Below are 23,831 nucleotides of genomic sequence, written 5' to 3' on the forward strand. Positions count from 1 at the left end.
GGCCCATTCGGGCGCCGCCGCGACGACCGCGCCGGAGGTGTCGTACAGGGCGGCCCAGCCGTCGACGTGGGCGGCGAGGCGGGTCAGCAGCGGGCCGGGTCCTTCGGCGGTGAGCGCGGCCCTGGTCAGCTCCCGCTGGGCCTCGAACCCGGCGGTGACCGCCCGGTACTGGTCGGCCGCGATGGCCGCGGAGACCGCTTTGCTGATGGCGATGAACGGGGTCGGCCGGGGCACCTCCAGGAGCGGCATCCCCGCCTCCTCGGCGGCGTCCACGAGGGCCGCTGGGACCGCCTCGTGCACGACGCCCACGGCGAAGCCGAGTCCGGCGACCCCGGCGGCGGTCAGCCGCCGCACGTAGCGGCGCATCTCCTCAGGGTTCTCGGCGTCGAGGTTGGCGGCGGTCACGAGCAGCAGCTCACCGCCGTCCATGTACGGGACGGGGTCGGCTAGCTCGCTGGCGTGGGCCCAGCGCACCGGGGTGTCGAGCCGGTCCGCCGCCGCGCGGACGCGGAGTTTGAGGGCCGTGTGCTGGACGAGGGAAGCGAGCGTGGGGGGCATGGAACGAAACCCTCGGGATCGGGTAGAGGTCGGGGCGGGCCGTCGGAGCCGGTTCGGGTCGACCGGCTCGCAATGCGCCGTCCTGTACGAACGGGCTCATCCGATTGTGCCAGGGCGGCACAATCGCCACGCCGTCCCGGCGGAACCGCTCGGAATCGGCTCATCACTTCATCCGCCCATGCGCTCATCCGCCCAGGCACTCGTCAGCTCGTCCGCTCATCCGCCCAAGCGCTCGTCAGCTCGTCCGCTCATCCGCCCAAGCGCTCGTCAGCTCGTGCGCTCGTCAGCTCGTGCGCTCGTCAGCTCGTCCGCTCGTCCGCTCGTCCGCCCATGCACTCGTCAGCTCATCCGCCGAGCTCCACCAGGAGCGGCGGGGTGTGCTCGCCCGCGACGTTCGTCAGGCTGACCACCGCATGGCCGGCCGGTACCGAGTACGCCAGCTCGGAGGCCGACCAGCGCTCCCGTTCGACCCTGCGCACGGTCACCGCGTCGCGGGTCACCGCCTTTCCGGTCACCAGCTTCCGGAGCGCGTGCAGGGCGCGGGTGACGCTCTGGTCGGCGAAGACGGCGTGCTGGGCGACCTCCCGGGTCTCCATCCACTCCTTGCCCCACGCTTCGGAGAAGCGCTTGCCGTCCCAGGTGGTGACCCCGGCGAAGGCCATGCTGCAGCCGACCGCGCCCAAAAGCGCCGTGTGCAGCCGCTCGGGGACGTCGTCGACGGTCCGCAGGGTGAGCAGCACTCCCGCATTGACGGAGCGGAGCCTGCGGATGCCGCGCACCGTCTCGTCGGTGACGGCCCGCGTCGCGTCGTCCAGGACGAGCCCGAGGAAGAGCGTGCGGTCCGGGCGCGCGGCGGCTACGGCGGTGAACTGCGCGAGGATCAGCCGGGCGAGCAGCCGGGACGCCTCGGCGTGCGCGCGTTCGGGCAGGTCGATCCTGACCCGCAGCGGCAGCCGCTCCATCGACCGCAGGGAGAAGGGTGCGGCGTCCGGGCCAGTGGCGAAGGAGGCGGCGAGGGCGGGCCGGTCGAGCAGGGCGAGCCGGTCGGCCAGGACGGGGCCGGGGTCTCCGGGACCACCGGACTGCCGGGTACGGGCGTCGAGCTCGCGGAGCATCGCCCGGTGACCGCCGGCCTCGGCCGCGTCCCGCAGCGCGGCGAGCGCGGCCGGGTGACCGTCGAGGAGTTCCCGCAGGTCCGGTACGGAGGGGAAGACCCCGTGCACCGCCCGGTACGGGCCGAGGAGCTGGGCCAGCACCGTGACGGCCCGGCGGACGTCGACCGTCTCCACGTCTCCGACGAGCCCCTCGGCGAGCACCGCGGCTGCCTCGTCGGGGTCGGTGGTGCCGCCGTACAGGTCGAGGCCGTGGGCGGCCTCGCGCCCGCCGATCCGTACCACCACGTCGTAGAGGCCGTCCGGCCCCAGGTCGCTGCCGCCCCCGCCCACGGCCAGCACGGCGGCCCGCCCGGCGAGCGCCTGGAGGGCGAGGCATTCGACGGCCGGGAGCACCAGCCGGGCCGATTTGCCGCTCCCGGGGGGCCCGACCGCCAGCAGTGAGGTGCCGAGCAGGCTGGTCTCCAGGGCGACGCCGGAGCCGCGGCGGACGTACGGGTTGTGCGGGTCGGCGGAGCAGCGGCCGATGCGGACCTGTCCGGTGAGCAGGTCGTGGGCGGCGGTGCGCGACGGCAGGTCGCGGAGGCCGGAGGGGTGCAGGAAGGCGGCTCCGCCCTTGCGCAGCACGGAGTGGGTGAAGGAGGCGGCGGTGTCGGGCCGTTGCCGCGCCACGGACCAGGACTGCCGGAGCCGGGCGCAGTCCACGTCGTTCATCCGGCCGGCCCGGACCTCCGCGGTGAGCGTCTCGGCGGCCTCGGTCTGGCCGGCCGCACGGAGTTCGGGCCAGCGGGCCGGGGACCGCTCGGGATCAACTGCGCCGGTTCCGTCCGGTGTGCCGTCGGGCGCGGGGGCGGGCTTGCGTCGGCCGGTGAGCAGGGAGCGCCAGTCGCCGAGGACGGCGAACGGTGCGAGGACGGCAAGGGTGATCGCCGCGTAGATCCAGTTGGAGGCGGCCTGGCTCTGGAGGAACTGTCCGCCCGCGACGGACACCACGAGGGCGAACACCGGGTCCGCCACCGGAATCGTCTCCTTCCACACCAGGAGCTGCGCGAAGCCGGCAAGTCCGAGGGCGGTCACCGCGCGGAAGGGCTGTCCGCGCTCGACGACGTACCGGCGGAACACCTCGGCCCAGTTGCCCAGCCGGCCGCAGCCGTAGAGGAGGACGCCGAAGAGGATTCCCTCGTACACGCTGATGGCGTCGCGGCCCTCGACGGTGGCGGGGCTGTTGGTGCCCGCGTACCACCAGTCGCTCGGGGTGAACGCCCGCAGGGGCAGCAGGCGGTAGGGGAGGTAGCCGTTGCGCCAGAGCGACCAGAGCAGGATGCCGGCGAGTACGGAGATCAGGGCGCCGGTCACCAGCTGGCGCCCTTCGGCCTCCTCGGACTTCTCGGGGGGCGGCGGCCGGTGGCCGTACCGCCACACGCCCGGCTCCTCGGCCGGGCGCGGGGCACTCAGCCAGGCGTCGACGGACGGTACCGCCGAGGGCGCGGTGCGGGGGCGGGGCGGGACCTGCGGCAAAGGGGGCGGGGGCCCCACGGGATGCGGCACCCGCCCCGACCACGTGTCCCGGACGCCGTGCGTGCCGTCGTTCTCCATGAACCGTTCCCCCTGACCAGCCAGGTCCGTCCGCTGCCCCGGCCAATCTAGTGCCTGTGCCGACTTCCGGGCCGGGCTCACGACGGGTCCGTGCGCCGGACCGGGCCCGCGGACGGTACGCCCGGATTCGCTCCGTCTTCGTTCTGTCCGTGGCGGACAAGGACACGTCCACACCACTCCCGATCGGAGCATGACCGGTCGCCTCCGGCCCCCCTAGCCTGCAAGCAGCAGAAGCGTCACCCCCGTCGGCGTGCCCCCCGTCCGCACCACCCCCCAGGAGCCCCTCATGTCCGCAATCCCGCAGGAGCGCCGCGTCGTCACCGCGATCCCCGGCCCGAAGTCGGTGGAACTGCAGGCCCGCCGTGTCGCCACGGTCGCCGCCGGCGTGGGCTCCACGCTGCCCGTCTTCGCCGCGCGCGCCGGTGGCGGGATCATCGAGGACGTGGACGGCAACCGCCTGATCGACTTCGGCTCCGGCATCGCCGTGACGTCGGTGGGCGCCTCCGCCGAGGCCGTCGTACGCCGCGCCTCCGCGCAGCTCGCCGACTTCACCCACACCTGCTTCATGGTGACGCCGTACGAGGGGTACGTGGAGGTCTGCGAGCAGCTCGCCGAGCTGACCCCGGGCGACCACGCCAAGAAGTCCGCGCTCTTCAACTCGGGCGCCGAGGCGGTCGAGAACGCGGTGAAGATCGCCCGCGCCTGGACCAAGCGCACCGCGGTCGTCGTCTTCGACCACGGTTACCACGGCCGGACGAACCTCACGATGGCGCTGACGGCGAAGAACATGCCGTACAAGCAGGGCTTCGGCCCGTTCGCCCCCGAGGTCTACCGCGTGCCGGTCGCCTACGGCTACCGCTGGCCGACGGGTGCCGAGAACGCCGGTGCCGAGGCGTCCGCGCAGGCCATCGACGAGATCACCAAGCAGATCGGCGCGCAGAACGTCGCGGCGATCATCATCGAGCCGGTGCTCGGTGAGGGCGGTTTCATCGAGCCGGCCAAGGGCTTCCTGCCGGCCATCGCGCAGTTCGCCAAGGACAACGGGATCGTCTTCGTCGCCGACGAGATCCAGTCCGGCTTCTGCCGTACCGGCCAGTGGTTCGCCTGCGAGGACGAGGGCATCGTCCCGGACCTGATCACCACCGCCAAGGGCATCGCGGGCGGTCTGCCGCTCTCCGCCGTGACGGGCCGCGCCGAGATCATGGACGCCGCGCACGCCGGTGGCCTGGGCGGCACCTACGGCGGCAACCCGGTCGCCTGCGCCGGTGCGCTCGGCGCGATCGAGACGATGCGCGAGCTGGACCTGAACGGGAAGGCCAAGCGCATCGAGGAGGTCATGAAGGACCGTCTCTCCGCGATGCGGGACAAGCTGCCGAACGGCGACATCATCGGTGACATCCGCGGTCGCGGCGCCATGATCGCGATCGAGCTGGTGAAGTCAGGGTCCAAGGAGCCGGACGCGGAGACCGCCGGCAAGCTGGCCAAGGCCTGCCACGCCGAGGGTCTGCTGGTGTTGACCTGCGGCACCTACGGCAACGTGCTGCGCTTCCTGCCGCCGCTGGTCATCGGCGAGGACCTGCTGAACGAGGGCCTCGACATCCTCGAACAGTCCTTCGCCACTGTCTGATCCGTGCGAACGCGAATCCCCCGCGGAGAGCCGTTTCCCAGGGGATTCGCGGCAGTGGAGTGAGGGCCTGTGAAGAAGGTGTGCGAGGGCGATGGCGGGATCACGTTCCGCCTGTCCCCGCGGGCCCCGCTGCCGTACGGTTTCGGCAGATGAGAGAAACACCCCGTCCGCAGGGGACTGCGGACAGCACCGGGCCGGGGCTTCCCCAGCGCCTGTCCGGTGGCGCCTCGGCGCGCATCACCGGAGCCTCTGGTTCTGGTACTCCTCACCGATCGGACGGCCGCCCGCCCCACACCCCCCGGGGCGCGCGGCGGACCGATCCGGCCGGCCGTCCCGGAACAACCCCCCCTGTTCCCCGGCGGCCGGCCCTCCTTTTCTCCTGGACCTGCCTGATGGCGGTCCTCTTCGCCCTGACCACCTGGCAGGTGGCGGTGGCCGGCCCGTTGCTGCGGCTCGACGAGCGCGTCGGCAAGAGACTCGTCGGCCACGGCCCCCAAGGGGTCGCCCAGGTCTTCTCCGACCTCGGCGGGATGCCGGTCGCCCTGCCGGTCCTCGCCTGTGCGCTGCTGTACGCGCTGTGGCGGGGTGCCCGGGGCACCGTACTGATCGCGGCCCTGACCATGGTGGCGGTGCCGCTGGTGGTCGTACCGCTGAAGGTGTGGACCGACCGGCAGGGCCCGTTGGTTCCCTACACCGGTTACTACCCGTCCGGCCATACGGCGACCGCGGCGGTGGCGTACGGGGCGTCGGCCCTGGTCCTCATGGCGTACACGCCCCGACGCTGGATGGCGCCCGTCGCCGCCGCCCTGCTGACGGCGGCGACGGGCGCCGGTCTGATGCTGCGGGGGTACCACTGGCCGCTCGACGTGCTCGGCAGCCTGTGGCTGAGCGGTCTGCTGCTCGTCCCGCTGTGGTGCGCCCGGCGGTGGACCGGGCGGACCGGCACCGGTGGAACCGGGGACGGCCCCGGGCGGACCACCGGTACCGGTGAGGTCCCGGCCGGCGACGAATCCGCGGCCGGGAGTCCGGATCAGCCGAAGTAGGCGTCGAAGTTCCGTGCGAACTCGCCGTTGTTGAAGCGATCCCAGTTGATCGACCAGGTCATCAGACCGCGCAGTCCCGGCCAGGTGCCGTGGGTCTGGTAGCTCCCGCAGTCGGTCTTCCTCGTCAGGCAGTTCAGCGCTTTGGTGACCTCGGCAGGGGTGGTGTACCCGTTGCCGGCCTGGGTGGAAGCGGGGAGGCCGATGGCGATCTGGTCGGGCCGGAGCGCCGGGAAGATCTTCGTCTGGTCGCCGGCCACCGGGAACCCGGTGAGCATCATGTCGGTCATGGCGATGTGGAAGTCGGCGCCGCCCATCGAGTGGTACTGGTTGTCCAGACCCATGATGGAGCCCGAGTTGTAGTCCTGGACGTGCAGCAGGGTGAGGTCGTCGCGCAGGGCGTGGATCACCGGCAGATAGGCACCGGCGCGCGGGTCCTGGCCGCCCCAGGGGCCCGATCCGTAGTACTGGTAGCCGAGCTGGACGAAGAAGGTCTCCGGCGCCATGGTGAGCACGAAGCCGGAACCGTACTTGGCCTTGAGGGTCTTCACCGCCGCGATCAGGTTGACGATGGCGGGTGTGGTGGGCGAGCGGAAGTCGGTGTCACCGGTGTTCAGCGAGAGGGAGTGCCCCTCGAAGTCGATGTCCAGACCGTTCAGCCCGTAGGTGTCGATGATCTTGGACACCGAGGTGACGAAGGCGTCCCGGGCGGCCGTGGTGGAGAGCTGGACCTGGCCGTTCTGGCCACCGATCGAGATCAGCACCTTCTTGCCGGCCGCCTGCTTGGCGGCGATGGCAGCCTTGAACTCGGCCTCCGACTCGACGTTCGGACACTCGGTGACCGGGCAGAGCGAGAAGCGGATGTCGCCGGAGGTGACGGAGGTCGGCTCACCGAAGGCGAGGTTGATGACGTCCCAGGAGGCGGGTACGTCGGCCATCCGGGTGTAGCCGGAGCCGTTGGCGAAGCTGGAGTGGAGGTAGCCGACGAGCGCGTGGTCGGGCAGCCCGGCGTTGTTCCCGCCGCCGGTGGAGCCGGTGGCGGCGGTCGTCGCGGCGACGGCGGCGGACTTCGCGGACTCACCGGCCGAGTTGGTGGCGGTGACCTGGAAGCTGTACGCCGTGGACGCGGTGAGGCCGGTCACCGTGGTGGAGGTGCCGGTGACCGTGGCGACCTTCGTACCGCCCCGGTAGACCTGGTAGCCGGTGGCCCCGGAGGAGGCAGTCCAGGACAGCGGTACGGAGGTGGCGGTCGGGGTGCCGGCCGTCAGCCCGGTGGGGGCGGCGGGCACGGTGACCGGGGCGCCGCCGGGGCCGACCAGGCTGAGGTCGTCCACGTAGTAGGCGGAGGTGCCGTACCAGCCGTGGGTCCAGATGTTGACCGAGGTGGTGGCGGAGCCGGTGGTGAAGGTGGTGGTGAGCTGCTTCCACGCGCCGGAGGACTGCGTCCAGGTGGAGACGTCCGTGGTGCCGGTGCCGGTCGCGCCGAGGTAGACGTAGTCGCCCTGGACCCAGGCGCTCAGCGTGTAGGTGGAGCCCGGCTTCACCGTGACGGTCTGGGCGCAGTTGGCGTAGTCACTGCCGGCCGGGGTGGCCTTCAGCGCGGAGCTGCCGCCGTGCACCGGCGTGCTGACGGTGGTTCCGCTCCCGGCCGAGCAGGCCCAGTCGGTCAGGCCCGACTCGAAACCGCCGTTGCGCGCGAGGTCGGTGTCGGCGGCGACGGCCGCCGGGGCCACGGCGGCGAGGGTACCGGCCGCCAGCAGGCTCACGGAGAAGGCGGCCAGGGCTCTGGTGAATCGGGCAGGACATCGTGTGCGTTCCACAACTGCCTCCGTACAAGGGGGGAATGGGGCGGCGCGCACAACATGGTCCAGACCAATCGAGTTGTCAAGACCACTGGCGCCGCACCGCACGCCGCACGCCGCGCCCCACCACCACCCGCCGGACACCCCACCGGCTCATCGGCCCAGGTCACCGCCTTCCGCGTACCGTTCACGGGCCGCCAGGACAGCCGCCGCCTCGTGCATCGCGAGTTCCAGCACGACGGGGTCGGTGAGCGTCCCCGACCCGTCGGGCGGCACCAGCCAACGCACTCCCCCGACAGCCCGCCCGGGGCGCGGTACCACGATCCAGGTACCGGCCCCCAAGCCCCGCACCCCCGTGCCGATCCACCGCGCGGCGGTACCCGGCGGCACGAAGAAGCCCATCCGGGCGTCACCGAAGTCGGCCAGGACCGGGCCCGGCCGGTCGAGCAGCCGGGTGAGCACGTCGAGCGTCGGATATCCGAGCCTCGCGGACAGGACCAGCACGTCCCAGCGCCTGCCGGTGGGCAGGAGCGCGATCCCCCGCGGGCTGCGCTCCCACTCCCACGAGCAGGCGTCCGGGTCCGGCGCCGCCGATGCCAGCCAGTCCGCCGCCGCCTTCTCCACCGGACCACGCATGGCCGGCCTCCCTCTCCCGTCGGCTCCGGCACGGGGCGTGGCGGAGGTTCCACGGGAGAGAGCGCGGTGGGCGCCGATCATGACGCGGGTTTTGCTACCTGTCGGTAGTGAGCTGAGTCACAGCCGCGTATCCGCAGGTCACCAGGGCGAGACGACGCGGAAGCGGGGTCAGCTGTCGAAGCCGAGGCCGAGCCGGTCCATGGTCCGCAGCCAGAGATCGCGCCGGCCGCCGCGACGGTCGGCACGCGCGAGAGAGCGCTTGGTGAGGGAAATTCCGGCCCAGGCGAACGGCTCCGGAGGAAAGGGCATCGGCTTGGTGCGGACCATTTCCAGCGCGGTTCTCGCGGTCCTCTCCCCGGAAAGCAGATCGAGCATCACATCGGCACCGAAACGGGTCGCCCCGACTCCCAGACCGGTATATCCGGCCGCATAGGCGACCCGCCCCCGGTGGGCCGTCCCGTAAAAGGCGGAGAAACGCGAACAGGTGTCGATGGCGCCGCCCCAGGCATGGCTGAACCGCACCCCGGAGAGTTGCGGGAAACACGCGAAGAACTGCTGAGCGAGGGTCAGGAACGTCTCGGGGCGCTGGTCGAGTCCGGCGCTGATCCGGCCGCCGTAAGGATAGACGGCGTCGTATCCGCCCCACAGCACGCGGTGGTCGGCGGTGATCCGGAAATAGTGGAACTGGTGGGCGCTGCTGCCCAGCCCCTGCCGGTTCCGCCAGCCGATCGAGGCCAGCCGTCCGGGGTCCAGCGGCTCGGTCATCAACGCGTAGTCGTAGACCGGCACGGTGTAGTGGCGGACCCGCCTGACGAGCGAGGGGAAGATGTTCGTCCCCAGCGCCACCTGCCGGGCGAAGACCCGGCCGTACGGGGTGCGTACCGCCATCCCGGAGCCGGCGCGGGCCAGGTCGAGGCCGCGGGTGTGCTCGTAGATCCGTACGCCGAGTTCCCGGCAGGCCCGCTTCAGCCCCCAGGCGAGCCGCGCCGGGTGCAGCATCGCGACCCCGCGACGGTCCAGCAGTCCGCCGAGGAAGGTGGGCGAGTCGACCTCCGCGCGTACCGCGTCCCGGTCCAGGAACTCCAGCCCTCCCAGGCCCAGCTCCTCGGTCTCCCGGTGCCAGGCGAGCAGTTCGTCGAGCTGGTGCGGGGCAGTGGCGACGTCGATCTCGCCGGAGCGCTCGAAGTCGCAGTCGATGGAGTGGCGGTGGACGGTCTCCTCGATGGCGTCGAGGTTCTCGGCGCCCATCCTCTCCAGCGTGCCGATCTCACGCGGCCAGCGTTCCAGACCGTTGGCGAGACCGTGGGTGAGGGAGGCGGCGCAGAAGCCGCCGTTGCGTCCCGAAGCGGCCCAGCCCACTTCGTCGCCTTCGATCAGGACGACTTCACGTCCGGGATCGCGCTCCTTGGCCCGGAGCGCCGTCCACAGACCGCTGTAGCCGCCGCCGACGACGAGGAGGTCGCAGTACTCTTCGCCGGCGAGGGCGGGCAGGGCGTCCGGCCTGCCGGGGTCGTCGAGCCAGTAGGAGACCGGCTTGGCGCCGGCGAGGGATTCTGCCGCACTACGCATGGCTGCTGGGGCCATGGCTTCCAACTCCTTGAAAAAGGTCTGGAGAATCAGAAAGGGGATTTGTTCTTGCGCCGGTCGGCGACGAGCCTGCCGATGACGACCGCTCCCACCGCGATGATGAACATCGCGGTGCCGATGACGTTGATCTGTACCGGCGTGCCGCGCTGCGCCGATCCCCAGACGTACATGGGGAAGGTCACCGTGGAGCCGGCGTTGAAATTGGTGATGATGAAATCGTCGAAGGAGAGCGCGAAGGCGATGAGTGCGCCCGCCGCGATTCCAGGGGCGGCAATCGGCAGTGTCACCCGCAGAAAGGTCTGAGCAGGTCCAGCGTAGAGATCACGCGCGGCCTCCTCCAGCCGGGGGTCCATCGACATCACGCGTGCCTTGACCGCCGTGACGACGAAACTGAGACAGAACATGATGTGCGCGATGAGGATCGTCCAGAATCCCAGCCGGGCGCCCATGTTGAGGAAGAGCGTGAGCAGGGACGCGGCCATGACGACCTCGGGCATGGCCATCGGCAGGAAGATCAGGGAGTTGACCGTCCCGCGCGCACGGAAGCGGTAGCGGACGAGGGCGAAGGCGATCATCGTGCCGAGCACGGTGGCGCCCAAGGTGGCCCACGCGGCGAGCTGGAGCGAGAGCGAGAGGCTCCCGCAGAGGTCCGCGACGCCGCAGGGGTCCTGCCACGCGTCCAGGGAGAACCGCTGCCAGGAGTAGTTGAAACGTCCCTTGGGATCGTTGAACGAGAAGACCATCACGACGACGTTCGGGACGATCATGTAGGCGAGGGTCAGCAGCCCCACGATCACGACGAGATGGCGTCGGAGCCGGCGCATTGCGGGCATCAGACCAGGTCCTCCGTCCCGGAGCGGCGGATGTAGACGGTGACCGTCACCAGGACGACCGCCATGAGGATGAACGACAGCGCGGCGGCCGTCGGGTAGTCCAGTACCCGCAGGAACTGCGACTGGATGACGCTGCCGACCATCTTGGTGTCGGTGGAGCCGAGCAGTTCGGCGTTGACGTAGTCGCCGCTCGCCGGGATGAAGGTCAGCAGGGTGCCGGAGACGACCCCGGGCAAGGACAGCGGGAAGGTGACCTTGCGGAAGGTGGTGGCCGGGGTGGCGTAGAGATCGCTCGCGGCCTCGTGCAGCCGGCGGTCGATCCGTTCCAGCGAGGTGTAGAGCGGCAGCACCATGAACGGCAGGAAGTTGTAGGTCAGACCGCAGACGACGGCCATCGGGGTGGCTAGCACCCGGTCGGACTGGGTCCAGCCGAGCCAGCTGGTGACGTCGAGGACGTGGAGGGCGCCGAGCAGCTGTACGACCGTGCCGCCGTCGGCGAGGATCGTCTTCCACGCCAGTGTGCGGATCAGGAAGCTGGTGAAGAACGGGGCGATGACCAGAACCAGCACCACGTTGCGCCAGCGGCCCGCGTGGAAGGCGATGAAGTGGGCGAGCGGGTAGCCGAGCAGCAGGCAGAGCAGGGTGGCGGTGCCCGCGTACAGCAGGGAGCGGACGAACTGCGGCCAGTACTCGGACAGCGCGTTCCAGTAGGTGGCGAGGTGCCACGTGACCTCGTACCCCTTCTCCAGCGAGCCGGTCTGCACCGAGGTGGAGGCCTGGTAGACCATCGGCAGTACGAAGAAGACGAGCAGCCACGCCATGCCGGGGAGCAGCAGCCAGTACGGCACAAGGCGTCGGCGGACGGATGGCTTCCGGTTCTCGGCCGCGGTCGGGGTGATGTCCTCCGAGGGCGCCGGGGGCGCTTCGGTGGTGCTCATGGCGCGTCCTTGGCCGTCGCGGGGCCGTCGCCGGCGGGGGTGCCCGCGGTGGTGGTGCCGGCGAGTACCGACTGCGTCGCGTCGAGCGCGAAGGTGTGGGCAGGGTTCCAGTGCAGGACCACCTCGGCACCGGGCACCAGGCGGCCGTCGCGTTCGATGTTCTGCTGGTAGACCTGGAAAGCGGGGCCGGCCGGGCTCTCCACCAGGTACTGCGTGGAAACGCCGATGAAGCTGGAGTCGGTGATCCGCCCACTGACACGGTTGCGGCCGTCGGGTATCGACTCGACGTCGTCGGCGTGGGTGAGCGACATCTTCTCCGGCCGGATGCCGACGAGGAGCCGGCCGCCGGTGGTGGCGGGGGCGCCGCAGCGATCGGCGGGCAGCCGGAACCTCGCGCCGCCGGCCGTGACGACGAGGTCGGTGCCGGTCCGGAGGATCTCGGCTTCGATGAGGTTCGAGGTGCCGAGGAAGTTGGCGACGAAGGTGGTGCGCGGGTTCTCGTACAGGTCGGCGGGCGAACCGAGCTGCTCGACCCGGCCGGAGTTCATCACCGCGACGGTGTCGGCCATGGTCATGGCCTCCTCCTGGTCGTGGGTGACGTGCACGAAGGTGATGCCGACCTCGGTCTGGATGCGCTTGAGTTCCATCTGCATACTGCGGCGCAGTTTGAGGTCGAGGGCGGCGAGCGGCTCGTCGAGGAGCAGCACCCGCGGGTGGTTGATGAGCGCGCGGGCGACGGCGACACGCTGCTGCTGGCCGCCGGAGAGCTGGTGCGGCTTGCGGCGGGCGAGGTCGCCGAGCTGGACGAGGTCGAGCATGTCGTCCACCTGCCTCTTGACGGACTTGACGCCTCGTCGGCGCAGTCCGAAGGCGACGTTCTCGCCGACGTCCAGGTGCGGGAAGAGCGCGTAACTCTGGAAGACGGTGTTCACGGGGCGCTTGTGCGGGGGCAGCCCGGTGATGTCCCGGTCGCCGAGGTGGACGGTTCCGGTGGTGGCCTCCTCCAGTCCCGCGATCATCCGCAAGGTGGTGGTCTTCCCGCAGCCCGAGGCGCCGAGGAGGGCGAAGAAGGAACCTTCGGGGACGGTCAGGTCGAGCGGATGCACGGCTGTGAAGGAGCCGAACGTCTTGCTGATCCCGGTGAGGCGGACGTCGCCGTCCGAAGTCTGCTGTCGTGTCATGGGTCGCGGTCCCGGTGTGTTCAGGGGAATTGCAGGGCGAGGGGGGCGGGAAGGGGCAGAGCGAGGAGGGCGGGAAGGGGCAGAGCGAGGAGGGCGGGAAGGGGCAAGCAAAAAGAGCGGGAGATCCAAGAGGGGGGCGGGAGATCCAGAGGGTGCGCCGGGCCGCGGCTCAGGCGCCGATGAGCTTGGCGAACTTCTCTTCGTACGCCGTCTCCTCGTCGGTGCTCAGCGAGCGGAAGTTGCGGGACTTCGACGCCATCGCCTTGTCGGGGAGGATCAGGAGGTTGGCGGCCATCGCCGGGTCGATCTTGGCGAGCTCGTCGCGTACGCCGTCCACCGGGCAGACGTAGTTGATGTAGGCGGCGAGTTGGGCGGCGACCGGGGGTTCGTAGTAGTAGTCGATCAGTTTCTCGGCGTTGGCCTTGTGCGTGGCCTGCGCCGGGACCAGCAGGTTGTCGGTCGAGGTGATGTAGCCGGCCGAGGGGATGGCGTATCTGATGTCCGGGTTGTCCGCCTGGAGTTGGATGATGTCGCCGGCCCAGGCGACGCAGGCGGCGATGTCGCCCTTGCTGAGGTCGGCGGTGTAGTCGTTGCCGGTGAAGCGGCGTATCTGGTGGGTATCGACGCCCTTTTGCATGCGGCCGATCGCCTCGTCGTAGTCGGCGTCGGTGAAGGCGGCGGGGTCCTTGCCCAGATCCAGGAGGGTCATGCCGACCGAGTCGCGCATCTCGGAGAGGAAGGCGACTCTTCCCTTGAGCTTGGGGTCGTCGAGGAGTTGGGTGATCGAGTCGACCTTCCGGCCGCCGGTCGCCTTGATGTTGTAGGCGATGACGGTGGGGATGCCGGTCCAGGGGTACGAGTAGGCGCGGCCGGGGTCCCAGTCGGGGGCGCGGAACTGCGCGGACAGGTTCGCGTACGCGTGGGGCAGGTGGGCGGGGTCGAGTTTCTGCGCCCAGCCGAGCCGGATGAGGCGGGCGGCGAGCCAGTCGGTGACGCAGATGAGGTCGCGGCCGGTGTTCTGGCCGGCGGCCAGCTGGGGCTTGATCTTCCCGAAGAACTCGACGTTGTCGTTGATGTCTTCGGTGTACTTGACCGTGATCCCGGTACGGCGCCGGAACTCGTCGAGGGTGGGGTGGCTCTTCTCGTCCTCGCCGGTGTCCATGTACTCGGTCCAGTTGGAGAAGGCGACCGTCTTCTCCTGGGCCGAGCGGTCGTCGGACGCGGCCCCGGTGTCTCCCTCACGCTTGGCCGGCGGGATGCCGCAGGCGCTCAGCGTGCCGATCCCGCCGAGGGCGAGGGCGCCCAGGCCGGACGCGCGCAGGAGCGAACGCCTGGTGAGGGCGGAGCGGCCGTTGGTGAGGCTGCGGCGCAGGGCCGCGTCCAGGGCGGCGCCCTGACCCTCCGGCTCGTAACGGTACATACGGGTTGTTCTCCTCTCGGGTGATTCTGCCGCCGCGGCGACGCTGTTACCGGTCCCCGAAGATCGTGCGGTGCCAGTCCTTCCGGGCGACCGCGGTGTTGTCGTACATCACGTGCTTGATCTGCGTGTACTCCTCGAAGGAGTACGACGACATGTCCTTGCCGAAGCCGCTGGCCCCGTACCCGCCGTGCGGCATGTCGCTGACGACCGGGATGTGGTCGTTGATCCAGACGCAGCCGGCCCGGAGTTCGCGGGTGGCCCGGCCGGCGCGGTAGAGGTCCCGGGTCCAGGCAGACGCGGCGAGGCCGTAGGGGGTGTCGTTGGCGAGCCGGATTCCTTCGTCGTCGGTGTCGAAGGGCAGAGCCACCAGGACCGGTCCGAAGATCTCGGCGGTGACGATCTCACTGTCCCGGCCGGCTCCGGTGATCAGGGTCGGCCGGTAGTAGGCGCCTCCGGCGAGGGCGCCGCCGGGGGCCTCGCCGCCGGTGACGACGGTGGCGGTGGCCCGGGCGCGCTCCACGAACCCGGCGACCCGGTCGCGCTGGGCGTGGCTGATCAGCGGTCCGAGATCGGTGCGGGGGTCGCCGGGGTCGCCGAGGCGGACGGTCTCCATCAGCTCGGCGACGCCGGTCACGAAGGCCTCGTACAGCGGGCGCTGGACGTAGGCGCGGGTGGCGGCGGTGCAGTCCTGGCCGGTGTTGATGAGCGCTCCGGCGACGGCTCCGTGGACCGCCGCGTCGAGGTCGGCGTCGTCGAAGACCACGAACGGGGCCTTGCCGCCGAGTTCGAGGTGGAGGCGCTTGACCGTGGCGGCGGCGAGGGCGGCGACCCGCTTGCCGACGGCGGTGGAGCCGGTGAAGGAGGTCATCACCACGTCGGGGTGGGACACCAGACACTCACCGGCGTCCTTCCCGGTGCCGCTGACGATGTTGACGACGCCGTCCGGAATCCCGGCCTCCGTCGCGGCCCCCGCGAACATCAGGGCCGTCAGCGGGGTGATCTCCGCGGGCTTCAGCACGACGGTGTTGCCCGCCGCGATCGCCGGCAGGATTTTCCACGCGGCCATCTGGAGCGGGTAGTTCCAGGGAGCGATCGAGCCGATGACTCCGAGGGCCTCGCGGCGTACGTACGAGGTGTGGTCACCGTCGTACTCACCGGCGGATTTCCCCTCCAGGTGACGGGCGGCCCCGGCGAAGAAGGCGGTGTTGTCGATGGTGCCGGGCACGTCGAAGCCTTGGGCGAGCTTGATCGGCTTGCCGCACTGGAGCGATTCGGCACGGGCGAACGCGTCGGCCCGCGCGGCGAGTACGGCCGCGAGCCGGTGAAGCGCGTCGGAGCGTTCGGCCGGGGTGGCCCCGGACCAACCGGGGAAAGCGTCGCGCGCGGCGCCGACGGCGTCGTCCACGTCGGCGGTGGAGGCGAGTTCGTAGGTCAGCACGGTCGCGCCCGTCGCCGGATCCACCACGTCCTGGAACCGGCCGGAGGTTCCCGGGCGCAGCTTCCCACCGATGAACTGGGCGCCGTCCGCGAAACGATCGCGCAGCAGGGAGGCGGTGTGCATGGGTTCTCCTCCGGAGCCGGAGCTGTCCACCGCACGCAGTCCGGTGGGACTTCTATTCGAGTTGACTGTCGATCCTGACAGAATGGCATGCTTGCAACAAGGGATTCCGTTGTTTCCTTTTGGTTACACAACGATATCTGTTGATCCTCCCTCTCTGAGCAGGGAGAATCCACGACCCACCGTCAGTGGCGGATGAAAGAGTCGGCCTCATGGAGAGCAGGAAGAGCAGCCTCGGGGAGAGCGGACTCGGGGAGAGCGGGCTCGTGGGAAGCGGGCTCGTGGAGGGCGGGGCTGCCATGCGGAGCGGGAACGGCCCGGAACACGACGAGTACCCGGACCCCGGGGAGCTGAGGCGGCGGCTCCTGGCGTTGGCCGTGAGTGGCAAGCGGGTCAAGTACCTCCTGTTCTGGGGCCACCGCCCTCTTCCGGACGGCACTCTGGGTGCGTCCTGCCTCAGCCAGTGGTGGCCGTCGGAGTTCACCGTCGGCGAAGTGACGTACCCCTCGGCCGAGCACTGGATGATGGCGGGCAAGGCGAGGCTGTTCGGCGACGCCGAGGCGGAGGCTGCCGCACGGGAGGCCCGCTCCCCGGCTGCCGCGAAGAAGGCGGGGCGCCTGGTCCGGGGCTTCGACGAGGACGTCTGGGCACGGGAGCGCTTCGGCCTCGTGGTGGCGGGCAGCGTCCACAAGTTCGGCCAGGACCCGGAGCTGCGCGCGTATCTGCTTGCCACCGGTGACCGTGTCCTGGTGGAGGCGAGCCCGCTGGACCGGATCTGGGGCATCGGGCTGGCGAAGGACGACGAGCGGGCCGAGGACCCCGGGCGGTGGCGCGGGCTGAATCTGCTGGGCTTCGCGCTGATGGAGGCGCGGGAGCGGCTCCGGCACGGGGCCCCGATGCCGGGAACGCCAGGGCCGGCCTGAGCCCCGTCCGGCCCGCGCACTGATCCCCCGGCGCTGAGACCCTTCCGGTCCAGGCCCTGATCCCTGGACCTGGTCCCCGTCCGGGCCGCTGTCGCGGTCGAGCGCCCCGGGCGGATCTGCCGCGTCAGCCCCGGTCGATCACCAGCGAGGTGGCGTACGGAGCGTCGTACGAACCGTCGTCCTCCTGGACCGGATCTCCCATCATGGTGATGGACCAGATGACGAGCCCGAGGAACGCCGCACCGACGAGGATGCCGACCGCCCCGGTGATGATGCCCGTGAGCGCCTGGCCGCCGTTGTTGGCCTCGCCCCGTTGCGCGCGCTTGCGGCCCAGGATGCCGAAGATCACGGCCAGCACCCCCAGGATGATGCTCACGCCCCACATGAAGAAGAGGCAGATCGAGATGATGCCCAGCACCAGCGCGGTGACGCCCATGCCGTTCGCCGGCACGGGCGCCCAGACTCCCTGGCCGCCGTACGCGTCGTAGCCGGTGTAGGCGGGGTAGGGCTGAGCCTGCGCCGGGTAACCGTACTGGCCCATCGGCTGCTGGCCCGGGCCGTTCGGGGATACCGGCGGCGGGGGCATCGCCGACGGCCCCGGCCCGTAACCGCCCTGCGCGGGCGGCGGGGGCATCGCTTCGGGTCCCGGCCCGTAACCGCCCTGCGCGGGCGGAGGGCCGAAGCTTCCTGCGCCCGGGGCCGTCCAGGCACCCTGCTGCCGGCTCGCGACGCCTGGCCCGGCGGCGATGGTCGGCTGGTCGTGAACCGCGGGCGGACGGACGTCTCCGCCCTGCTTGCCCAACTCGACCCTGCCGTCCGGCGCCGCCCAGGGATCGCGGGGCGCCTCTGCGCCCGCGGGCGGCTCGGTGTTCTCTGACATGTGACTCCCCCCTCGTGGTCACGTCATGCTACGGCCCGGCCATGGCCTTCCGGAGCCGCCTACGATTACCGGTGCCACCGGCGGCCCCCGCCGGAGAATCCGGGCGCCCTGGGCGGCCGGCGCCGGCGTACCGAGAACCACCGGAGACCTCTGATGACCGACCCCCACCCCTTCATCTCGGGGCTGCCCAAGGCCGAACTCCACGTACACCACGTCGGCTCCGCCTCCCCCCGCATCGTGGCCGAACTGGCCGCCCGTCACCCCGATTCCAAGGTGCCCAACGACCCCGAAGCGCTGGCCGATTACTTCACTTTCACGGACTTCGGCCACTTCATCCAGGTGTACCTCTCGGTGGTGGACCTGGTCCGCACGCCCGAGGACGTCCGGCTGCTCACGTACGAGGTCGCCCGTGACATGGCCCGGCAGAACATCCGGTACGCCGAGTTGACCGTGACCCCGTACAGCTCCGTCAAGCGCGGCATCCCCGAACAGGGCTTCATGGAGGCGATCGAGGACGCCCGCAAGGCGGCCGAGGCGGAGTTCGGCACCGTGCTGCGCTGGTGCTTCGACATCCCCGGGGAGGCTGGGCTCGAGTCCGCGGAGGAGACCGCCCGGCTGGCCGTGGACCTGCGGCCCGAGGGGCTGGTCTCGTTCGGGCTGGGCGGACCCGAGGTGGGTGTGGAACGCCCGCAGTTCAAGCCGTACTTCGACCGCGCCATCGCCGCCGGGCTGCACTCGGTGCCGCACGCCGGTGAGACCACGGGCCCGCAGACGGTGTGGGACGCGCTGACGGCGCTGCGCGCCGAGCGCATCGGGCACGGCACGACCTCCGTGCAGGACCCGGCCCTGCTCCAGCACCTCGCGGAACGGCGCATCCCGCTGGAGGTCTGCCCGACGTCCAACATAGCGACGCGCGCGGTGGCGGACCTGGACGCCCACCCGATCAAGGAGATGGTCGCGGCCGGCGTGCTGGTCACCGTCAACAGCGACGACCCGCCGATGTTCGGCACCGACCTCAACAACGAGTACGCCGTGGCGGCCCGCCTGCTGGACCTCGACGAGCGCGGGATCGCGGAGTTGGCGAAGAACGCCGTGGAGGCTTCCTTCATGGACCCCGCCGGGAAGCGGAAGCTGGCAGCCGAGATCGACACGTACACGACGCAGTGGCTGGCGGCGACCAGTCGCTGAACCGGTCGCCGCCCCGGGGCACCGGACCGGCCCCCGAACCGGTCGCTGTCCCGGGTCGCCGCCCCCGGACGCCGCCCCGGACGTGACAATGGCCCCATGACACGCACCGTCACCGCCGTGGGGCATCGCGGAGATCCCTACCGCGTCCGCGAGAACACCCTGTCCTCGATCCGGTCCGCCCTGGAACGGGGGGCGGACGCGGTCGAGATCGACGTCCGGGTGACCCGGGACGGGGTCCCCGTACTGCTCCACGACGCCACGCTGGAACGGCTCTGGGGCATCGACCGGCGACTGGACGCTCTCGACCACGCCGAGTTGTCGGAGCGCACCGGCGGCGGGGTACCGACCCTGCGCGAAGCGCTGGCCGCGGCCGGCCCGCATCGGGTGATGGTGGACCTGCCCGGCTCCACCGACGCCTCCGTGCGGACGATCGTGGGTACGGTGCGCGAGTGCGGGGCGGGTGACCGCGCCTACTACTGCGCCGGACCCGACGCGATGCTGCGGGTACGCGCCAACGACCCCTCGGCCGAGATCGCCCTGACCTGGACGACCCTCGCCCCGCCCCGCCCCGAACTCCTCGCGGCGATCGGCCCGCACTGGTTGAACTACCGGTTCGGGCTGGTGACGCGGGACCTGGCGGACCGCGTTCACCGGGACGGCCTGCTCGTCTCCGCCTGGACGGCCGACACCGGGCGCACCATGCGGCGGCTGGTCTCCCGCGGGGTCGACTCGATCACCACCAACCGGATCGACGTGCTGCGCAGCCTGCTCGCCGGCTCCGCTCCGGGCCCGGGTGACTGACCTCCGCACGCCACCTCTTCCCGGCCGTCGTCCGGCACAATGACCGCCGGGTCCGCCGCCGCGCGCGGACCCGTGACCGGGGGCGTGGTGGGCGTACGGGAGAAGTGGCGACGGACACGCGCCAGGTGGCAGGACCGCCCCCGGGCGGCGGACGCCGGGGTGGCGCTGCTGGTCCAGGCGGCGGTGAGCGTGCCCTGGCTGCTGCCCCGCGGCCCCGGCCAGGAGCCGGCGGACCTCACCGCCTACCTGCTGACGACGGTGACGGTGCTGCCGCTGCTGTGGCGCAGCCGGGCACCGGCCACGGTGCTGCTGGCCTGCATGGGGACTCTGGGGCTCTACACGGCGGCGCTGGACGGACCGGGGCAGACCCTGCCGTACACGGCGCTGGTCGCCCTCTACACGGTGGGCTCCGCATGCCCCTCCCCGCGCCGGCAGACCCTGCTGGTCCTCTCCCTCGCGACGGTCTTCCCCGCCACCGCGTGGAACACGGGTGAGCTCCGCGAACTGGTCTTCTCCCTCATCGTCCTCACCGGCTCCTACGGCTTCGGCCGGCTCGCCCGCGTCCGCCAGGAGTACACACGGGCCGTGGAAGAACGGGCCGAACAGCTGGAGTTGACGCGTCACGCCGAGGCCGAGCGGGCCGCTGTCCGCGAACGGGCCCGGATCGCGCGGGAGATGCACGACGTCCTGGCGCACGCCGTGAGCCTGATGGTGGTGCAGGCCGAGGCGGGGCCGGTGGCCGTACGTACGGCTCCGGAGCGTGCGGAGGCAGCCTTCGAGGCGATCTCGGAGGCGGGGCGGGACGCGATGACCCAGCTGCGCCGCATGCTGGGGGTACTGCGCGAGGACGGGCCGGCGGCCACCTGCGCACCTCTCGAACCACAGCCGGGTGTGGGTGAGTTGCCCGCGCTGATGGAGCGGGTACGGGCAAGCGGTTCGGAGGTCTCCTACACGGTGACGGGCTCCGTCCGGACGATTCCGTCCGACGTGGGCGCGGCCGTGCACCGCATCGCGCAGGAGGCGCTGACCAATACCGTGAAGCACGCGCCCGCCTCGCCGGTCACGGTGGAACTCAACTACGGTACGCGTGAGTTGACGCTGGTGGTGACGGACTGCGGGGGCGGCGACTCCGTGGCCGCCCCGTCGGCGTCGTCGCCGTGGTCGCCGTCACCGTGGTCGCCATTGCCGTGGTCGCCGTCACCGTGGTCGCCGTCGCCCGGGGGGTTCGGTCTGGTCGGGATACGGGAGCGTGCCGCGGCGCACGGCGGATCTGCTCGTACCGGGCCCGCGCCGGGGGGCCGCGGTTTCCGGGTGTCGGCCACGATCCCCTTCGCCTTTCCCGTTCAGGAGGACGGAAGTTGACGATTCGCGCAGTGGTGGCCGACGACCAGGAACTGGTGCGCAGCGGCTTCTCCATGATTCTCGACGCGCAGCCGGACATCGAGGTGGTCGCGGAGGTGGGCGACGGGGCCGGGGCGGTGGCCGCGGTACGCGCGCTCGGGCCGGACGTGGTGCTGCTGGACGTCCGGATGCCGGTCATGGACGGCATCGAGGCATGCCGGACGATCAGCGCGGAGAGCGACTGCCGGTCCGTCATGCTCACCACCTTCGACACGGACGCCTACGTGTTCGAGGCTCTGCGCGCGGGGGCGAGCGGCTTCCTCCTGAAGGACGTACGCCGGGACGATCTCGTCCACGCGGTGCGGGTGGCGGCGGCCGGGGACTCCTTGCTGGCGCCGTCCGTGGCCCGTCGGCTGATCGCCGAGTACACGGCGCGCCCGGCACCGGCTGCCGCGTCCGCCACGGCCGCCCGGCTCGCCGGTCTGACCGGCCGCGAACGGGAGACCCTGCTGCATCTGGCGCGCGGCCTCTCCAACGCGGAGATCGCGCGGGCGCTCGTCGTGAGCGAGCACACGGTGAAGACGCATGTGGGCAACGTGCTGTCCAAGCTGGGCCTCCGCGACCGCGTCCAGGCGGTCATCTGCGCCTACGAGACGGGCCTGGTGGTACCGCTCGCCCGGGAGAGGGAGGCTCCCCCGGGCGAGGGAGGAGACTCCCACGCGTCCCTCGCTCGGGGGAGGCAGGCTCCCCCGGACAAACCCTCGCTCGGGTGATCCGCCGCGAACCCGGGATCAACAGGATGGAGTCACCGAAGAGTGACGACATCCCGCGACGGAGACTCCGATGAAGACCCGCACCCGCACACTGCTCGCCTCGTCCCTGATCCTCGGCGTCCTGGCCGGCCCGGCCGCCGTACCGGGCCACGCGGCGACCGGTACGCCCGCCGCCTGCCCCGCCCCGGCACCGGCCAGAGCCGTCGCCGGCGACACGTCCGGCCCCGGCGGCACATCCCTCGCCAAAGACGCGCTCGGCCTCGACACCCACGCACTGACGGAGGCGATCGCGGGGCTTCCCCGCGAGGACGCGACCGCCGCGCTCGTCCGGGTAGGAGGTTCGGACGGCACCTGGCGGGGCAGCGCGGGCGTGCACGATCTCGTCTCCGGCCGGCCCGCCGACCCCGGCGCCCGCTTCCGGGCGGGCTCCGTGACCAAGGTCTTCACCGCGGCGACGGTCCTCCAGCTGGCCGGTGAGCACAAGCTGTCGCTGGACCGCTCCGTCCGCTCCTACCTCCCCGGCCTCGTCCCGCCCACGTACGCCGGGGTCACCGTGGGCCGGCTGCTCAATCACACCAGCGGCATACCAGCGGCCGACATGCCGGGTGGGACGGTGGAGGAGTGGTACGCCCACCGCTTCGACCCGCACACCCCGCAGGAGATGGTGGCCTCCGCGACCGCGAAGGAGCCGGAGTTCGCGCCGGGCCGGAGCCAGCACTATCTGAACATCAACTACACCCTGCTGGGCCTGCTGATCGAGAAGGTCACCGGCGACCGTTACGCCCATCAGGTCTCGGTACGCATCCTGCGCCCGCTCGGCCTGGATTCGACCTACTACCCCGAGGGCGAGGCGCGCATCCGGGGCCCGCACAACCACGGCTATCAGCTCTTCCCAGCAGCCGACGGCACGAGCGAGCTGCGGGACGTCTCGGTCTGGGGGACGGCTGACGCGTGGGCGGCGGGGGACATCGTGTCGACCACCGCCGACCTGGAGCGTTTCACGCGGGCGTTGTTCCAGGGCCGGGTGGTGCGCGGCCCGCTGCTGGAGAAGATGTTCACCCTGCCCGACAGCTCCGTGCGCACGTACGGATCCTGTGACCCGGCCCCATACAGCTCCGGGCTCTCGGAGATGACGCTGGGCGGGCGGGAGGTCTGGGGGAAGACGGGCGGCCGCTACGGCTACAACACCGTCATGGCCGCGACCCGGGACCTGTCGAGGACCCTCGTCTACAGCGTCAACTCCACGGACGCCAAGGGCGAGGAGCTGAACCCCACGGCCCTGGGCATCGTCGTGGCGGCGTACGGCCCCCCGTCCGCGCACTGAACCACCGAGGGACCGGACCGGCTCCTCACCCCGCCGGAACGGGCGCCCGCCGGACAGGCGGCCCGCCGGCGGCACTCCCCGCAGCCTCCAGCCTCTTGATCATCCGCCGCACCACGAGCAACGGGACCACTCCGAAGACACCGAACGACATGTCGATGACCGTCCACCAGAACGGAATACCCCTCAGCGGCCCGCAGATCAGGGCGAGGGGCATGATGCCGGCGCAGGCGATCATGCCGAACTCCACGACCCAGACATTACGGACCGGATCACGGTAGGGCCCGTAGAACGCCACGGCGATGACGAGATGGGCGAAGGCCAGCCAGTCGGTCCCGTACAGCACGAAGGGGTGGCGCGCGTCGGCGTCGTCGAGCCCGGTGCGCACCCGGGTGATCCACTCCATGAGAGCGGGCAGGTGCTCGGGGACCGGTGACGCGGAGGAGGCCAACAGCTCCTCGGTCCAGCGGAGTTCGTGCACGAGCGGGAAGGCGGTGAGCCCGCTCAGCACCAGGCAGACGATGAAGACGACCAACCACACGCGTATGCGCCGCAATAGGGCTCGCTCGCTCATGCCCCGCACTCTACGCCGTCCTTGAACGCGTTCAAAAGGGCCCCGGGGGCCCGTCCCGTACCCCGGAGACGCCGAACGGCCCCCGGGCGACCGGGGGCCGTCGGGGAGCCGCGCGGCGCGGACCCGGGAGGGCTGCCGGGCC

20 protein-coding genes are annotated in these 23,831 nt (G+C 71.3%); 8 read left to right on the top strand and 12 right to left on the bottom strand.

The genetic code is table 11. From position 1 onward, the window contains the following. Together ACWD3D_RS14520 and ACWD3D_RS14525 are read right to left on the bottom strand one after the other, a co-directional pair. The coding region (locus ACWD3D_RS14520; protein ID WP_451461219.1) for a PucR family transcriptional regulator ligand-binding domain-containing protein at window positions 1–558 on the bottom strand (558 nt) is incomplete at its 3' end. 344 nt (window positions 559–902) lie between these two features. After that, on the bottom strand, window positions 903–3,266 hold the full coding sequence (locus tag ACWD3D_RS14525) for an ATP/GTP-binding protein (protein ID WP_451461220.1): 2,364 nt from the start codon (window positions 3,264–3,266) through the stop codon (window positions 903–905). Window positions 3,267–3,552: 286 nt separating this feature from the next. Between ACWD3D_RS14525 and gabT the strand changes: the two genes are divergently transcribed. After that, complete coding sequence (gene gabT, locus ACWD3D_RS14530) at window positions 3,553–4,893, top strand: 4-aminobutyrate--2-oxoglutarate transaminase (protein ID WP_451461221.1); 1,341 nt, start codon at window positions 3,553–3,555, stop codon at window positions 4,891–4,893. Window positions 4,894–5,285: 392 nt separating this feature from the next. After that, complete coding sequence (locus ACWD3D_RS14535) at window positions 5,286–5,936, top strand: phosphatase PAP2 family protein (protein WP_451461222.1); 651 nt, start codon at window positions 5,286–5,288, stop codon at window positions 5,934–5,936. On the opposite strand, the gene ACWD3D_RS14540 is transcribed toward ACWD3D_RS14535, so the two are convergent. The 8 genes from ACWD3D_RS14540 to ACWD3D_RS14575 form a co-directional block, all read right to left on the bottom strand. Beyond that, window positions 5,924–7,753: a chitinase gene (locus ACWD3D_RS14540; RefSeq protein WP_451461223.1), complete on the bottom strand. Its 1,830-nt coding sequence runs from the start codon at window positions 7,751–7,753 to the stop codon at window positions 5,924–5,926. The two genes, ACWD3D_RS14535 and ACWD3D_RS14540, sit on opposite strands and share 13 nt — an antisense overlap. A 135-nt stretch (window positions 7,754–7,888) precedes the next feature. Continuing rightward, complete coding sequence (locus ACWD3D_RS14545) at window positions 7,889–8,371, bottom strand: hypothetical protein (RefSeq protein ID WP_451461224.1); 483 nt, start codon at window positions 8,369–8,371, stop codon at window positions 7,889–7,891. A 168-nt stretch (window positions 8,372–8,539) separates the two neighbouring features. Further along, window positions 8,540–9,955 (bottom strand): NAD(P)/FAD-dependent oxidoreductase, encoded by a 1,416-nt coding sequence (locus tag ACWD3D_RS14550; protein WP_451461225.1) that lies wholly within the window; start codon window positions 9,953–9,955, stop codon window positions 8,540–8,542. A gap of 32 nt (window positions 9,956–9,987) precedes the next feature. Then, the gene (locus ACWD3D_RS14555; RefSeq protein ID WP_451461226.1) at window positions 9,988–10,791 is read right to left on the bottom strand and encodes an ABC transporter permease; all 804 of its coding nucleotides are present in this window, start codon (window positions 10,789–10,791) and stop codon (window positions 9,988–9,990) included. Beyond that, the gene (locus tag ACWD3D_RS14560) at window positions 10,791–11,729 is read right to left on the bottom strand and encodes an ABC transporter permease (protein WP_451461227.1); all 939 of its coding nucleotides are present in this window, start codon (window positions 11,727–11,729) and stop codon (window positions 10,791–10,793) included. Before ACWD3D_RS14560 ends, ACWD3D_RS14555 begins: the two co-directional genes overlap by 1 nt. Next, entirely contained in the window at window positions 11,726–12,910 is a 1,185-nt protein-coding gene (locus ACWD3D_RS14565) for an ABC transporter ATP-binding protein (protein ID WP_451461228.1), read from the bottom strand. Before ACWD3D_RS14565 ends, ACWD3D_RS14560 begins: the two co-directional genes overlap by 4 nt. Window positions 12,911–13,079: 169 nt before the next feature. Next, a complete protein-coding gene (locus ACWD3D_RS14570; protein ID WP_451461229.1) occupies window positions 13,080–14,330 on the bottom strand; it encodes an ABC transporter substrate-binding protein in 1,251 nt (416 codons plus the stop codon). Window positions 14,331–14,376: 46 nt separating this feature from the next. Beyond that, window positions 14,377–15,891 carry a gamma-aminobutyraldehyde dehydrogenase gene (locus ACWD3D_RS14575; RefSeq protein WP_451461230.1) on the bottom strand — a complete coding sequence of 505 codons (1,515 nt, stop codon included), beginning with the start codon at window positions 15,889–15,891 and terminating at the stop codon, window positions 14,377–14,379. A gap of 209 nt (window positions 15,892–16,100) precedes the next feature. Between ACWD3D_RS14575 and ACWD3D_RS14580 the strand changes: the two genes are divergently transcribed. Further along, a complete protein-coding gene (locus ACWD3D_RS14580) occupies window positions 16,101–16,811 on the top strand; it encodes an NADAR family protein (protein WP_451461231.1) in 711 nt (236 codons plus the stop codon). A 124-nt stretch (window positions 16,812–16,935) separates the two neighbouring features. Here the strand turns inward: ACWD3D_RS14580 and ACWD3D_RS14585 are convergent, their stop codons facing one another. Further along, window positions 16,936–17,691 (bottom strand): DUF4190 domain-containing protein, encoded by a 756-nt coding sequence (locus tag ACWD3D_RS14585; RefSeq protein ID WP_451461232.1) that lies wholly within the window; start codon window positions 17,689–17,691, stop codon window positions 16,936–16,938. Window positions 17,692–17,844: 153 nt separating this feature from the next. Between ACWD3D_RS14585 and ACWD3D_RS14590 the strand changes: the two genes are divergently transcribed. The 5 genes from ACWD3D_RS14590 to ACWD3D_RS14610 all read left to right on the top strand — a co-directional run bounded on the left by ACWD3D_RS14590 (window position 17,845) and on the right by ACWD3D_RS14610 (window position 23,118). Next, window positions 17,845–18,879, top strand: coding sequence for an adenosine deaminase (locus tag ACWD3D_RS14590; RefSeq protein WP_451461233.1), 1,035 nt, complete (start codon window positions 17,845–17,847; stop codon window positions 18,877–18,879). Window positions 18,880–18,975: 96 nt separating this feature from the next. Beyond that, window positions 18,976–19,680 (top strand): glycerophosphodiester phosphodiesterase, encoded by a 705-nt coding sequence (locus ACWD3D_RS14595; protein ID WP_451461234.1) that lies wholly within the window; start codon window positions 18,976–18,978, stop codon window positions 19,678–19,680. Window positions 19,681–19,719: 39 nt separating this feature from the next. Continuing rightward, window positions 19,720–21,042 carry a sensor histidine kinase gene (locus ACWD3D_RS14600; RefSeq protein ID WP_451461235.1) on the top strand — a complete coding sequence of 441 codons (1,323 nt, stop codon included), beginning with the start codon at window positions 19,720–19,722 and terminating at the stop codon, window positions 21,040–21,042. Then, window positions 21,039–21,794 carry a response regulator gene (locus ACWD3D_RS14605; RefSeq protein WP_451461236.1) on the top strand — a complete coding sequence of 252 codons (756 nt, stop codon included), beginning with the start codon at window positions 21,039–21,041 and terminating at the stop codon, window positions 21,792–21,794. Before ACWD3D_RS14600 ends, ACWD3D_RS14605 begins: the two co-directional genes overlap by 4 nt. A 70-nt stretch (window positions 21,795–21,864) precedes the next feature. Next, window positions 21,865–23,118 (top strand): serine hydrolase domain-containing protein, encoded by a 1,254-nt coding sequence (locus tag ACWD3D_RS14610; protein ID WP_451461237.1) that lies wholly within the window; start codon window positions 21,865–21,867, stop codon window positions 23,116–23,118. 25 nt (window positions 23,119–23,143) lie between these two features. Here ACWD3D_RS14610 and ACWD3D_RS14615 read toward each other — a convergent pair whose 3' ends face one another. Then, on the bottom strand, window positions 23,144–23,689 hold the full coding sequence (locus ACWD3D_RS14615; RefSeq protein WP_451461238.1) for a hypothetical protein: 546 nt from the start codon (window positions 23,687–23,689) through the stop codon (window positions 23,144–23,146). Window positions 23,690–23,831 lie beyond the last annotated feature (142 nt).

The organism is Streptomyces sp. NPDC002690, assembly GCF_053592415.1.

What these genes read in the sequence shown, in the direction of transcription:
- ACWD3D_RS14525 (WP_451461220.1), bottom strand. Translation starts at nt 3,266, where the DNA reads ATGGAGAACGACGGCACGCACGGCGTCCGGGACACGTGGTCGGGGCGG.
- gabT (WP_451461221.1), top strand. Translation starts at nt 3,553, where the DNA reads ATGTCCGCAATCCCGCAGGAGCGCCGCGTCGTCACCGCGATCCCCGGC.
- ACWD3D_RS14535 (WP_451461222.1), top strand. Translation starts at nt 5,286, where the DNA reads ATGGCGGTCCTCTTCGCCCTGACCACCTGGCAGGTGGCGGTGGCCGGC.
- ACWD3D_RS14545 (WP_451461224.1), bottom strand. Translation starts at nt 8,371, where the DNA reads ATGCGTGGTCCGGTGGAGAAGGCGGCGGCGGACTGGCTGGCATCGGCG.
- ACWD3D_RS14550 (WP_451461225.1), bottom strand. Translation starts at nt 9,955, where the DNA reads ATGGCCCCAGCAGCCATGCGTAGTGCGGCAGAATCCCTCGCCGGCGCC.
- ACWD3D_RS14555 (WP_451461226.1), bottom strand. Translation starts at nt 10,791, where the DNA reads ATGCCCGCAATGCGCCGGCTCCGACGCCATCTCGTCGTGATCGTGGGG.
- ACWD3D_RS14560 (WP_451461227.1), bottom strand. Translation starts at nt 11,729, where the DNA reads ATGAGCACCACCGAAGCGCCCCCGGCGCCCTCGGAGGACATCACCCCG.
- ACWD3D_RS14565 (WP_451461228.1), bottom strand. Translation starts at nt 12,910, where the DNA reads ATGACACGACAGCAGACTTCGGACGGCGACGTCCGCCTCACCGGGATC.
- ACWD3D_RS14570 (WP_451461229.1), bottom strand. Translation starts at nt 14,330, where the DNA reads ATGTACCGTTACGAGCCGGAGGGTCAGGGCGCCGCCCTGGACGCGGCC.
- ACWD3D_RS14575 (WP_451461230.1), bottom strand. Translation starts at nt 15,891, where the DNA reads ATGCACACCGCCTCCCTGCTGCGCGATCGTTTCGCGGACGGCGCCCAG.
- ACWD3D_RS14580 (WP_451461231.1), top strand. Translation starts at nt 16,101, where the DNA reads ATGGAGAGCAGGAAGAGCAGCCTCGGGGAGAGCGGACTCGGGGAGAGC.
- ACWD3D_RS14585 (WP_451461232.1), bottom strand. Translation starts at nt 17,691, where the DNA reads ATGTCAGAGAACACCGAGCCGCCCGCGGGCGCAGAGGCGCCCCGCGAT.
- ACWD3D_RS14590 (WP_451461233.1), top strand. Translation starts at nt 17,845, where the DNA reads ATGACCGACCCCCACCCCTTCATCTCGGGGCTGCCCAAGGCCGAACTC.
- ACWD3D_RS14595 (WP_451461234.1), top strand. Translation starts at nt 18,976, where the DNA reads ATGACACGCACCGTCACCGCCGTGGGGCATCGCGGAGATCCCTACCGC.
- ACWD3D_RS14600 (WP_451461235.1), top strand. Translation starts at nt 19,720, where the DNA reads ATGACCGCCGGGTCCGCCGCCGCGCGCGGACCCGTGACCGGGGGCGTG.
- ACWD3D_RS14610 (WP_451461237.1), top strand. Translation starts at nt 21,865, where the DNA reads ATGAAGACCCGCACCCGCACACTGCTCGCCTCGTCCCTGATCCTCGGC.
- ACWD3D_RS14615 (WP_451461238.1), bottom strand. Translation starts at nt 23,689, where the DNA reads ATGAGCGAGCGAGCCCTATTGCGGCGCATACGCGTGTGGTTGGTCGTC.